We start from the raw sequence: 12,237 nt of genomic DNA on the forward strand, positions 1-12,237 counted from the left end.
TCGCGCACAGTAACGGCCGGGGCCGCGATCCGTGAGGGTCGCGGCCCCGGCCTTTTGCGTGGGCAGTGAGAAAAAAGAGAAGAGCCGCGTACGGTCGCCCTCACCGACGTCCGTACGCGGCGTCTCCGCCTGCCGGGGCGCTCTGCGCACCGCTCCTCGCCCGTCCGCGTCTCAACGCGGGCACGGCCTCCCCGGCGACACTGGCTCCCCGTCCCCAGGGGATCAGTGTCCGTTCCGCGGCCGGCCACGGGGGCCGGCCAAGTCTCAGTGGACGATCAGGTCCGCCACTGCCTGGACCTGGTTCGCCATCTGGTCCCACCCGCCGAACAGGGCCACCAGCAGCACCGCGCACGGCAGGGCGATGGCCAGCGCCACCGCGGGGTGCCGCGTCGGCTCGGCGGTGCGGGGCAAGGTGAAGGCCGGCCGACGGCGGCGGGGGGTTCCCGTGAGCTGCGGTGCCATGCCCTTACTCCTGATCCGGTCTCGGAGCCGTTCGCCCGGTCGAGTTGGCGCGGTGGACGGCTAACCTCGGGGGACGAGCTCCCCGTCCACCGCTGAGGACAACGCTATGGCTCGGGGGGCCGTTCGGGCGTCATGCCGTCGTACTGTTCCTCGGGCATCCCCGAGGATGACGGTCCGACTTAGGGACTACTACCGCAGGGGGAGACGGTCTCGACCGGGCCCCCGGGGGAACCCTGAGAGACGACCCCGAGAAACGTTTCGGCACCCTCATGACCAGCAGGTCAGTGCAAGATCGGACAATCGCACGGTGGCTTGAGGTGTTGCGTATCAGCACACCGCAGCGGGCAGTCCGTAAGCTGTGCCGGACAGGAACTGACGATGCCCCAACCGACGGGGCCTCACCCACGGGCTGACGGGGAACGGACATGGCGATGATGCGGCTGAGGCGTGAGGACCCCCGCATCGTCGGGCCGTACCGCCTCCACCGGCGACTGGGAGCCGGCGGCATGGGGGTCGTCTACCTCGGCTCCGACCGGCGCGGGCAGCGGGTCGCCCTCAAACTGATCCGCGCCGAACTCGCCGAGGACCAGGAGTTCCGCACCCGCTTCGCCCGCGAGATCGCCGCCGCCTCGCGCATCCGCGGCGGCTGCACGGCGCGCGTCGTCGGCTCCGACATCGAGGCCGACCGCCCCTGGCTCGCCACCGCCTACGTGCCCGGGCCCTCCCTCTACAAGCGCGTCGGCGACGAAGGACCGCTCGGCTGGCAGGAGGCCGCCCGGGTCGGCGCCGCGCTCGCCGACGGACTCGTGAAGGTCCACGAGGCCGGGGTCGTCCACCGCGACCTCAAGCCCTCCAACATCCTGCTCTCGCCGCGCGGCCCGCGGATCATCGACTTCGGCATCGCCTGGTCGCGCGGGGCCAGCACGCTCACCCACGTCGGCACCGCCGTCGGCTCGCCCGGCTTCCTCGCGCCCGAACAGGTCCGCGGGGTCGCCGTCACGCCCGCGACCGACGTGTTCGCCTTCGGCGCGACGCTCGCCTACGCGCTCACCGGGGACACGCCGTTCGGCTCCGGGGCCTCGTCCGAGGTCATGCTCTACCGGGTCGTCCACGAGGAGCCCGACCTCTCGGACGTGCCGCCGCAGCTCGCGCCGCTGATCCGGGCCTGCCTGGCGAAGGAGCCCGCCGAACGGCCCGGCGCGGCCGCCCTGCACGAGCGGCTCAGCGAGCTCGCGGCCCGCGGAGCGGCGGCGGCCGGCGGCGGGCGCGTCATGCGGCGCGCCTCGGCGACTCCCCCGCCCGCGCCCGAGGCGGACGCCCCGGGCGGCGTGCGGCACGGCGTGCCCGCGCCCGGACGCTCCCCGGACCCGGCGGCCGCGGCACGTGCCCGGGCCGTGGCGGGCAGCCGGCCCGGGGCCTCCGGGCCCGGCGCAGCGCAGCGGCGCCCGCAAGGGGCGGCCGGCCCGCACCCCAGACCCGAGGCGGCCTCGGGGGGACGCCCGGTGCGGGACCGTCAGCAGACGCCCGCGCCCGGCCAGCCCGGCGGCCGTGACCGCGGACGGCCCCGCGACCGTCAGCACACCCCCGCCCCGGGGCGGCCGACCACCCCGCGGCAGCGGCTGCTGCGGCAGCGGCTCGTCGTCTTCGTCACGGTGACGATCGGGGTGGCGCTCGCCATCGCGGCGGCCCAGGGGTGCGAGAACCGCAGCAACCAGGGCATGCGGCCCTCGGGCCTGCCGACGATGGTCGTCCTCCCCACCGGGCTGTCGGTGGACGGCGCGGCAGTGCCGGGCACGGCCTCGGCGACGCCCTCGGCGACGGCGTCGGTGACGGCCTCGGCGACGCCCGTGGCGGCGGCGGCACGAGGCGGGACGGGAGCGGGCGCGGCGGCTTCGGGGACGGGCGCGGCGGCTTCGGGGACGGGTGCGACAGGTTCGGGGACGGGTGCGGCCGACCTGGGGCTGGCTCCTGCGCAGGCGCCGGGCCCGGCCGTGGACTGGCCCAACCGGACCTACCCCGACGGCGCGGGCGGCCCCGGGATCGCCCTGCGCGAGGGGCGCTCGGCCGCGGGCGGGCCGCAGGTGTCGCTCAGCTCGGTGCTGCCGACCCGGTACAAGGGCTCGCCGGCGACGGTGGTCGTGCTCCGCCGGGCCGAGGGCTCGGTACCGGTCGACCTCGTACAGCTGTACACCTTCTCCGGGGACAACCCGGTCGCCGCCGCCGCCCGCTCCTCGACCGCCGATCCGCAGGCCACGGCCTCCTGGCGGCTCGACGCCGGAGCGGTCGTCCGGGAGGAGCGCGTCGCCCAGACCGGGGCCGTCACCTCCACCCGCTACACCGTCCGCCCGGACGGCTCCCTCGACGAGTCCTGGCCCGGCGCAGGCGCCTCCGGCGGCACCGGCCTCACCGCCGCTCCCCCGGCCGCCGCGGCCCCGGCCCTGCCGACCACCGCAGCGGGCTGACGGCGGGCCGCGGGGGCGGAGCAGCGGAGAGTTCCGGCCATCGTCTTGCGCCCCCCTGACAACCCGGGGACCAGCACCACGCGAGACCGGACAGCGGGACGGCGAGCAGCCGCGGGCATCGGCCTTCCGGGCCGCGCAGTTCCCCGCGCCCCCTGAGGAGCCGGGGACCACAACCACGCGAGACCGAACGACGGGACCGCGAGCAGTTCCGGGCCGCGCAGTTCCCCGCGGGCGAGGGTGCGGCGGGCCGCTGCTACGGGGTCGTCACGGCGTAGAAGGCCACGGCGGCGGCCGCGCCGACGTTGAGGGAGTCGATGCCGTGGGCCATCGGGATGCGGACGGCGTGGTCGGCGGCCTCGATCGCCCCGGGGGTGAGGCCGTCGCCTTCGGCGCCGAGCATCAGGGCGGTCTTGGGCAGGCTCTGCGGGGCCAGGCTCGACAGGTCGACGGCGCTCTCGGCGGGGGTGAGCGCCAGGAGGGTGAATCCGGCGTCGCGGACCGTCGTCAGGGCGGCGGGCCAGGGGTCGAGGCGCGCGTAGGGGACGGCGAAGACGGCGCCCATGGAGACCTTGACGGCGCGCCGGTAGAGCGGGTCCGCGCAGTCGGGTGAGAGCAGGACGGCGTCCATGCCGAGGGCGGCGGCGCTGCGGAAGATCGCGCCGAGGTTGGTGTGGTCGACCAGGCCTTCGAGGACGGCGACCCGGCGGGCGCCCGCCAGCACGGCGGCGGCGTCCGGGAGGGGCTTGCGCTCCATCGAGGCGAGGGCGCCGCGGTGCACGTGGTAGCCGGTGACGGCCTCGGCGAGGGCCGGTTCGACGACGTGGACGGGGGCGTCGGCCTCAGCGATGACGTCGGCCATGACGTCCAGCCACTTGGAGGTCAGCAGCATCGACCGCATCCGGTAGCCGGCCGCGAGGGCGCGGCGGATGACCTTCTCCCCCTCCGCGATGAACAAGCCCTCGGCGGGCTCGCGCCGGCGGCGCAGTTCGACGTCGGTGAGGCCGGTGTAGTCGCCGAGGCGGGGGTCGGCCGGGTCGGTGATGGTGCTGGGTTCGGACACCCTGCGATCTTGCCAAGGCCGGGCGGTGAAGGCCAAACGGCGGAAAGAGTCGGACGGTTTGGCCTTGGCCCCGCGCCGATCGGAGTGCAAATATGACCGTATGGCCCGTTTTCCGGGTCGATCCTGGGCTCCGTCGGCCTCTGGTGCTTCTGGATCCGCCGGCTCCTCCGGTGGACGCCCTCATGGTCGGCAACAGCAGCAGAACGTCCGTCGCGCGTGGCCGGTGAACCTCCGGTCCGTGGCCGGTCAGGTGTTCGTGCTGCAGATCCTCGTGGTGCTGCTGCTCGTGGTGGCCGCCGGGGTGGCGCTCGTCGTGCAGTCCCGCAACGACGCGGACAACGAGGCCCGCAACCGGTCGGTCGCGGTCGCGCAGACCTTCGCCCACTCGCCGGGGATCGTCGAGGCGCTGCGCTCCCCCGATCCGACGGCGATCCTGCAGCCGCGGGCGCAGGCCGCGCGGGTCGCGTCGGGCGTCGACTTCATCGTCGTCCTGAACAACGACGGCATCCGCTACACCCACCCCAACCCGGCCCGGATCGGCCAGAAGTTCATCGGAACCTACGAACCGGCCCTGCAGGGCCACGTGGTGATCGAGCAGATCAGCGGGACGCTCGGCCCGCTGGTCCAGGCGGTCGTGCCGGTGTACGCGCCGGACGGCTCGGTGGTCGGGCTGGTGTCGGCCGGCGTGACGCTCGCGAACGTGAGCACCGCGAGCCAGCGGCAACTGCCGGTGGTGCTGGGCGCCGCCGCGGGCGCGGTCGTGCTGGCGACGCTCGGGACGGCGCTGATCAGCCGGCGGCTGCGGCGCCAGACGCACGGCCTCGGGCCGACCGAGATGACCCGGATGTACGAACACCACGCGGCCGTGCTGCACGCGGTGCGCGAGGGCGTGCTGATCGTCGGCGGGGACGGGCGCCTGCTGCTCTGCAACGACGAGGCGCACCGGCTGCTCGGCCTGCCGGCGGACGCCGAGGGGCGGCTGGTGACCGAGCTGGGGCTGGAGCGCGCCCCCGAGGAGCTGCTGACCGCGAACCTGCCGGTCACCGACCAGGTGGTGATGGCCGGGGAGCGGCTGCTGGCCGTCAACATCCGGCTCACCGACCGGGACGGCGGCCCGCCCGGCTTCGTCGCGACGCTGCGCGACTCCACCGAGCTGCTGGCGCTGTCCGGCCGGGTCGAGGTGGCGCAGCGGCGGCTGCGGCTGCTGTACGACGCCGGGGTGACGGTGGGGAGCACGCTGGACGTGACGCGGACGGCGGAGGAGCTGGCGCACGTCGCGGTGCCGCGGTTCGCGGACTTCGTGACGGTGGACCTGGCCGAGCAGGTGCTGGCGGGCGAGGAGCCGCCGCCGGGTCCGTCGCTGGGGCGGATGCGCCGGGCCGCGGTGGCGGGCGTCCGGTCCGACGCGCCGTTCCACCCGGTGGGGACGGTGCTGGACGTGGTGCCGGCGACGCCGCTGGCGGGGGCGCTGCACAGCGGGGAGCCGGGCCTGGAGCCGCGGCTGGCCGAGGCGGTGGAGTGGCGGGAGCAGGATCCGGAGCGGTCGGCGCGGGTGCTGGCGTACGGGGTGCACTCGCTGCTGCGGGTGCCGTTGCGGGCGCGCGGGGTGCTGCTGGGGGTGGCGCGGTTCTGGCGGGCGGACCGGGCGGAGCCGTTCGAGACGGACGACCTGGCGCTGGCGGAGGAGCTGGTGGCCCACGCGGCGGTGTGCATCGACAACGCGCGGCGGTTCACCCGCGAGCACGCGATGGCGGTGACCCTCCAGCACAGTCTGCTGCCGCGCAGCCTGCCGGTGCAGAACGCGCTGGACGTCGCGCACCGCTACCTGCCCGCGCAGGAGGGCGTGGGCGGGGACTGGTTCGACGTGATCCCGCTGCCGGGTGCGCGGGTGGCGCTGGTGGTCGGGGACGTGGTGGGCCACGGGCTGCACGCGGCGGCGACGATGGGGCGGCTGCGCACGGCGATCCACAACTTCTCGACGCTGGACCTGCCGCCGGACGAGCTGCTGGGGCACCTGGACGACCTGGTGAACCGGATCGACCAGGACGAGGCGGCGAGCGGGGAGAGCTCCGAGCTGGCCGGGGCGACCTGCCTGTACGCGATCTACGATCCGGTGTCGCGCCGCTGCACGCTGGCGAGCGCCGGGCATCCGCCGCCGGCCGTGGTCGGCCCGGACGGGCGGGTGGAGTTCCCGGAGCTGCCGACCGGGCCGCCGCTGGGGCTGGCGGTGCTGCCGTTCGAGACGGCCGAGCTGGAGCTGGCCGAGGGCAGCCGGCTGGTGCTGTACACGAACGGGCTCGTGGAGGACCGCGACCGGGACATCGACGAGGGGCTGGAGCGGCTGCGGGCGGCGCTGACCGGGCCGCCGCGCACGCCCGAGCAGACCTGCGCGGACGTGCTGGGCGCCCTGCTGCCGGAGCGTCCGCAGGACGACATCGCGCTGTTGGTGGCACGGACCCGGGTGCTGGCGGCGGAGCGGGTGGCGGAGTGGGAGGTGCCGTCCGACCCGGCCGCCGTGGGGCCGGTCCGCAGGGCGGTGGCGGACCGGCTGGAGTCGTGGGGGCTGGACGAGGCCGCGTTCGTCACCGAGCTGATCCTGAGCGAGCTGGTGACCAACGCGATCCGGTACGGCTCCGGGCCGATCCGGGTGCGGCTGCTGCGGGACCGCTCGCTGATCTGCGAGGTGTCGGACGGCAGCAGCACCTCGCCGCACCTGCGGTACGCGGCGACGACGGACGAGGGCGGGCGCGGGCTGTTCCTGGTCGCGCAGTTCGCGGACCGCTGGGGGACGCGCTACACGGCGACGGGGAAGGTGATCTGGACGGAGCAGCCCCTGGAGTAGCCGCCGGGGGACGCCGTCCTGGCGGAGTGGGACGTCGGACGGGCCGACTTCCCACTCCGCCGGGACTACTACCGTCCGCCGTGACTACTTCCGGAAGGCCGCCGCGAGGACGTTGACCACGTCGCCGATGACGATCACGGCCGGCGGCTTGATGCCCTCGGCCTCGACCACGGCACCGACGGTGGCCAGGGTCGCGTCCACCCGGCGCTGGGCCGCGGTGGTGCCCTCCTGGACGATCGCGACCGGGGTGTCCCCGGCGCGGCCGTGCGCGACGAGCTCCGCCGCGATCGCGGCGATCTTGTCGACCGCCATGAGCAGCACCAGGGTGCCGCTCATCTTCGCCGCGGCCTCCCAGTTGGTCAGCGAGCGCTCGTCGCCCGGGCCGACGTGGCCGGAGATCACCGTGAACTCGTGCGTCATGCCGCGGTGGGTGACCGGCACCCCGGCGGCCGCCGGGACGCTGATCGAGCTGGAGATGCCCGGCACGACGGTGACCGGCAGCCCGGCCTCGGCGCAGGCCAGCAGCTCCTCGCCGCCGCGGCCGAAGACGTACGGGTCGCCGCCCTTGAGCCGGACCACGAACTTGCCCGCCTTGGCGTGCTCGATCAGCGTCCGGTTGATCGCCTCCTGGGCCATGAAGCGGCCGTAGGGGATCTTGGACGCGTCGATCACCTCGACGTGCTCGGGCAGCTCGGCCAGCAGCTCGCGCGGGGCGAGGCGGTCCGCGACGACGACGTCCGCGTCCGCGAGCAGGCGGCGGCCGCGCACGGTGATCAGGTCCGGGTCGCCCGGGCCGCCGCCGACCAGGGCGACGCCGGCGCCGTGCGCGCGGTACTGGCGGGCGGCCAGCGAGCCGTCCCGCAGGCCGTCCACGATGGCGTCGCGCAGGCCGGCGGAGTGGCGCGGGTCTCCGGTGAGGACGGCGACGGTGGCGCCCGCGTCCCGGCCGCTGGCCGGGGTCCAGGCGGTCGCGGCGGCGGCGTCGTCGCTGCGGGCGCAGAACACCCGCTCGCGCTCGGCCTCGGCGCTGACCCGCGCGTTCACCGCCGGGTCGTCGGTGGCGACCAGGGCGTACCAGGTGTCGGCCAGGTCCCCGTCCTGGTAGGGGCGGGCGTGCCAGGTGAGCTCGCCCGCGTCGGCCATCGCCTGGACGGCCGGGGTGGTGCTCGGCGATATCAGGTGCAGTTCCGCGCCGGTCGCGATCAGCGCGGGCAGCCGGCGCTGCGCGACCTGCCCGCCGCCGACCACGACCACGCGGCGGCCGGCGAGCAGCAGCCCGACCGGGTAGGGGGTACGGCCTTCGGTGCTGGGGTGCGGGGTGGGCGCGCTCATCGGCGGTGCTCCTGATCGGGAATGCGGGGTTGGGATGCGGACAGACGCCGCTCCGCGGACCGGCGCGCCCTCGGGCCGGTCCGCGGAGCGGTGACGGGAACGTCAGGCCTTCTCGGTGACCCCGGCGGAGTCGAAGGTGGCTACATCGTGCATCGCGCGGGCCGCACTCTGCACCAGCGGCAGGGCCAGCAGGGCACCGGTGCCCTCGCCGAGCCGCAGGTCCAGGTCGATCAGCGGACGCAGACCGAGCCGCTCCAGCGCGGCCTGGTGGCCGGGCTCGGCGGAGCGGTGACCGGCGATGCAGGCCGCCAGCACCTCGGGGGCGATCGCCTTGGCCACCAGGGCGGCCGAACCGGCGATCACGCCGTCCAGCACGACCGGGGTGCGCAGCGAGGCGGCGCCCAGCAGGAAGCCGGCGATCGCGGCGTGCTCCAGGCCGCCGATGGCGGCGAGGACGCCGATCGGGTCGGCCGGGTCGGGCCGGTGCAGGGCCAGCGCGGCGCGGATGACCTCGACCTTGCGGGCGTGCGTCTCGTCGTCGATGCCGGTGCCGCGGCCGGTGACCTCGGCCGGGTCGAGGCCGGTGAAGACCGAGATCAGGGCGGCCGAGGCGGTGGTGTTGGCGATCCCCATGTCGCCGGTGACCAGGGCCTTGTTGCCGGCCGCGACGAGGTCGCGGGCGGTCTCGATGCCGACCTCGATCGCCTGGACGGCCTCCTCGCGGCTCATCGCCGGGCCCTGGGTCATGTCGTCGGTGCCGGGCTTGACCTTGCGCGGCAGCAGACCGGTGGCCCGGCCCTGCTGGACGGCGTCGGGCAGCTCGGCGGCGACGCCGACGTCGACCACGCAGACCTCGGTGCCGATCTGCTTGGCGAAGGCGTTGACGACCGCTCCCCCGGCGAGGAAGTTGCCGACCATCTGGGCCGTCACCTCCTGCGGCCAGGGGCTGACGCCCTGGGCGTGCACGCCGTGGTCACCGGCGAAGATCGCGACGCAGGCGGGCTCCGGGACCGGCGGCGGGCACTTGCGGGACAGGCCGCACAGCTGGGCGGAGATGATCTCCAGCATGCCGAGCGAGCCGGCCGGCTTGGTCATCCGCTTCTGGCGGTCCCAGGCCTCCCCGAGCGCCTTGGCGTCCAGCGGGCGGATGCCGCGCAGGGTCTCGGCGAGCAGGCTCTGCGGCTCCTCGCCGGGCAGCGCGCGGTTGCCGTACTGCTCCTCGTGGACGACCCAGGACAGCGGGCGCTTCTTCGCCCAGCCCTGCTGCTCCAGCTCGGGCTCGTCCGGGAAGGAGTCGACGAAGCCGACGCACAGGTAGGCGACGACCTCCAGGTGCTCGGGCAGGCCGAGCTCGCGGACCAGCTCCTCGTCGTCGAAGAAGCTCACCCAGCCGACGCCCAGGCCCTCGGCGCGGGCGGCCAGCCAGAGGTTCTCGACGGCCAGGGCGGCCGAGTACGGGGCCATCTGGGGCTGGGTGTGGCGGCCCAGGGTGTGCCGGCCGCCGCGGGTGCGGTCGGCGGTGACCACGATGTTGACCGGGGTTTCGAGGATCGCCTCGATCTTGATCTCGCGGAACTGCTTGGCGCGGCCCTTGGGCAGCGAGTCGGCGTACGCCTCGCGCTGGCGCTCGGCCAGGGCGTGCATGCGCCGGCGGGTCTTCGCGGAGCGGATCACCACGAAGTCCCACGGCTGGGAGTAGCCGACGCTGGGCGCGGTGTGGGCGGCCTCCAGGACGCGGATCAGCACCTCGTGCGGGATCGCGTCCGGGCGGAAGCCGTTGCGGATGTCGCGGCGCTCGCGGATCACCTGGTGGACGGCGTCGCGGCCGGCGTCGTCGTAGCCGGGGGCGGCGGGGCCGCGGGGCTCGGCGGGCTCCTGCTCGGCGTCCTGGGGCTCGGCCTGGGTCTCTTCCTGGGCGTCGGCAGGCTGCTCGGCGGTGTCCTGGGCGGGCTCGGCGGCGGGCTCGGCCTCGACGGCGGCGGGCTCGGCGGGGACGGGCTCGGCCACGGGCTGGGCGGCGGGCTGGGGCTCGGCCTCCGGGGTCTCGGCGACCGGGGCGTCCTGGACGGGCTCGGCCGCGGGCTCGACGACCTCGGGGACCTCGGCCACCTCGGCGGCGGACTGCGGCTGCTCGGCGTCGGGCACGACGGCCTCGACCGCCTCCACGACCTCGACCGCCACGGCCTCGACGGCTTCGCCGGCTTCGACGGCCACAGCCTCAACGGCTGGGGCCTCGACCGGAGCGGCCTCCTGCGGCTGCTCGGCCTCGACCGCGGGGACGGCCTGACCGGACGGCATCTCGCCGGTACCGGCGGCGGTCTCGGCGGCGGCCTGCGGCTCGGCGTGAGCGACCTCGACGGCCTCGACGACCTCGGCGGTCTCGGGGGCGACGGCCTCGACCGCCGCCACGACCTCGACGGCCACGGCTTCGGCCGCTTCGACGACCACGGCCTCAACGGCCGGGGCCTCGACCGGAGCGGCCTCCTGCGGCTGCTCGGCCTCGACCGGCACCGCCTCGACGGCGACGGCCTCGACCGTCTCGGCGGGCTGCACCGGCTCGGGCTCGACGACGGCCTCCGGCGTGCCCTCGGCGGGCGCTATGGGAGCGGGCTGCGGCGCGACGGCCTCCTCGGCCACCGGCGCCTGCTCGGTCGCCTCGACCTGCGGCAGGCCGTGCGGGGTCGGCGCGGCGAGGAAGGCGGAGATGCGGCGGGGCGGCTGCGCGGCCTGCGACTGCTCGTCGGCGACGGGCGCCTCGACGGCCTCCGTCAGGACCGGCTCGACGACGGGCTCGACGACCGGCTCGACAGCGACCGGCTCGACGACGACGGCCTGCGGCGCGGCCTCGACCACCGGCCCGGCGGCGGGCTCGGTCACGAACTCGGCGACGGCCTGCGGCGCGGCCTCGACCACGGCCTCGGCCGCGGCTTCGGTGACGGCGGCCTCGACCACCTCGACGACCTCGATCGCCCCGGCCGTCGGCACGGCCACGCCGCCCGTGACCGGCTCCCCGAGCGGCACCTGCACGCCACCCGGGATCTCCTGGGCGGCCTGCTGCGGGAGGTGGACGTCCGCCACCGCGAGCGGGACCTCGGCGACCGGCACGGCGTCGACGGCCGGCGGCATCGGCGCGACCGGGACGGGCTGCGCCAGGGGCGCCGCCATCGGCGCCTGGGCCTCGGCCGGGCGGCCGACGACCGGGATGCCGTGCGCGGGGGTGGCGCCCAGGGACGGGCCGCGGTCGGCGAGCGAGCGGACCGGCACCTGGCCGGTCATCATCGACGGGTCCGGGATCGGCGGACCGGCGTGCAGCGGGCGGCGCGGCGGCTGAGCCTGCGTCACCGGCTCCTGGAACACCGGGGCCGCCGGAGCGACGGGGGCGGCCTGCACGGCCTGCTGGTACTGCTCGGCGCCCGCCACCGGCGGGTCGACCGGCGGCCAGGACGGCTCGACCGGCGTGCCGTCCTGGAGCGGCGCGACCATCATCTGATCGGCCGGCAGCTGCTCGGCGGGGACGGCCACGGCCGGCTCGCCCCACGAGCCCTGCGGGCCGGGCATCAGCAGGACGTCGTCCTCGTCGTCGAGCCCGTCCGCCTGGTCGGGCTGGTCGAGGAAGTGGAAGGCCGGGCGCGGGGCGCCCTGGTCGACCGCCCAGCCCTCGCCGGGCACGCCGTACGCGGGCACGCCCTGCGGGTGGCCCTGCGCCGGGATGACGCCGACGGCGGGCGGCACCGCGCCGTGGAGGCCGGGTCCGGGCACCGAGGGGTTCGGGATCGCTCCGCCGTCCATCATGACACCCGGCACGGGTGCGACGCCCTGCACGGGTGCGGCGACGACCCCCTCCGGGCCGCCGAGCGGGTCGGGCCCGGTGTGCAGGTGCTCCGGCAGTCCCTCGCCCGGGACATGGCCGCCATCGGTCATCGTCAAAGCTCCTTCCAGGCCGCTGCCGCGCCCTCGGCGACACGATCACCGACCGCAGCGCCCATCCGCACGGGCCGGGCCTGCACCGACCCGCCCCTCAACCACGTACGGCCGCCGCGCCGAGGCGCTGCGGCCAAAGTCATTCCGGTGAGCTGCCG

General features: G+C 76.0%; 5 protein-coding genes and 1 pseudogene. 2 read left to right on the forward strand and 4 right to left on the reverse strand.

Annotated features, from left to right (window positions below):
* Positions 1-264: 264 nt before the first annotated feature.
* Positions 265-462 carry a hypothetical protein gene (locus ACFVU9_RS20940; RefSeq protein WP_380499715.1) on the reverse strand — a complete coding sequence of 66 codons (198 nt, stop codon included), beginning with the start codon at positions 460-462 and terminating at the stop codon, positions 265-267.
* Between the two features lie 425 nt (positions 463-887).
* On the opposite strand from ACFVU9_RS20940, the pseudogene ACFVU9_RS20945 reads away from it, so the two are divergent.
* Positions 888-2,162 (forward strand): annotated as a pseudogene (locus ACFVU9_RS20945) (protein kinase); the annotation flags it as partial.
* Positions 2,163-3,177: 1,015 nt separating this feature from the next.
* Here ACFVU9_RS20945 and ACFVU9_RS20950 read toward each other — a convergent pair.
* Positions 3,178-3,984 (reverse strand): TrmH family RNA methyltransferase, encoded by an 807-nt coding sequence (locus ACFVU9_RS20950; protein ID WP_380494274.1) that lies wholly within the window; start codon positions 3,982-3,984, stop codon positions 3,178-3,180.
* 100 nt (positions 3,985-4,084) lie between these two features.
* Between ACFVU9_RS20950 and ACFVU9_RS20955 the strand changes: the two genes are divergently transcribed.
* Entirely contained in the window at positions 4,085-6,826 is a 2,742-nt protein-coding gene (locus ACFVU9_RS20955) for a SpoIIE family protein phosphatase (protein ID WP_380443628.1), read from the forward strand.
* 84 nt (positions 6,827-6,910) lie between these two features.
* Here ACFVU9_RS20955 and cobA read toward each other — a convergent pair whose 3' ends face one another.
* Entirely contained in the window at positions 6,911-8,158 is a 1,248-nt protein-coding gene (cobA, locus tag ACFVU9_RS20960) for a uroporphyrinogen-III C-methyltransferase (RefSeq protein WP_387595300.1), read from the reverse strand.
* Between the two features lie 102 nt (positions 8,159-8,260).
* Complete coding sequence (gene cobT / locus ACFVU9_RS20965; protein ID WP_387595302.1) at positions 8,261-12,079, reverse strand: nicotinate-nucleotide--dimethylbenzimidazole phosphoribosyltransferase; 3,819 nt, start codon at positions 12,077-12,079, stop codon at positions 8,261-8,263.
* Between the last annotated feature and the right edge of the window lie 158 nt (positions 12,080-12,237).

The organism is Kitasatospora sp. NPDC057936, from assembly GCF_042887525.1.
Classification (GTDB): domain Bacteria; phylum Actinomycetota; class Actinomycetes; order Streptomycetales; family Streptomycetaceae; genus Kitasatospora.

Bases quoted from the DNA above. Each gene is read 5' to 3' on its own strand.
- cobA (WP_387595300.1), bottom strand. From the start codon at position 8,158: ATGAGCGCGCCCACCCCGCACCCCAGCACCGAAGGCCGTACCCCCTAC.
- ACFVU9_RS20955 (WP_380443628.1), top strand. From the start codon at position 4,085: ATGGCCCGTTTTCCGGGTCGATCCTGGGCTCCGTCGGCCTCTGGTGCT.
- cobT (WP_387595302.1), bottom strand. From the start codon at position 12,079: ATGACCGATGGCGGCCATGTCCCGGGCGAGGGACTGCCGGAGCACCTG.
- ACFVU9_RS20940 (WP_380499715.1), bottom strand. From the start codon at position 462: ATGGCACCGCAGCTCACGGGAACCCCCCGCCGCCGTCGGCCGGCCTTC.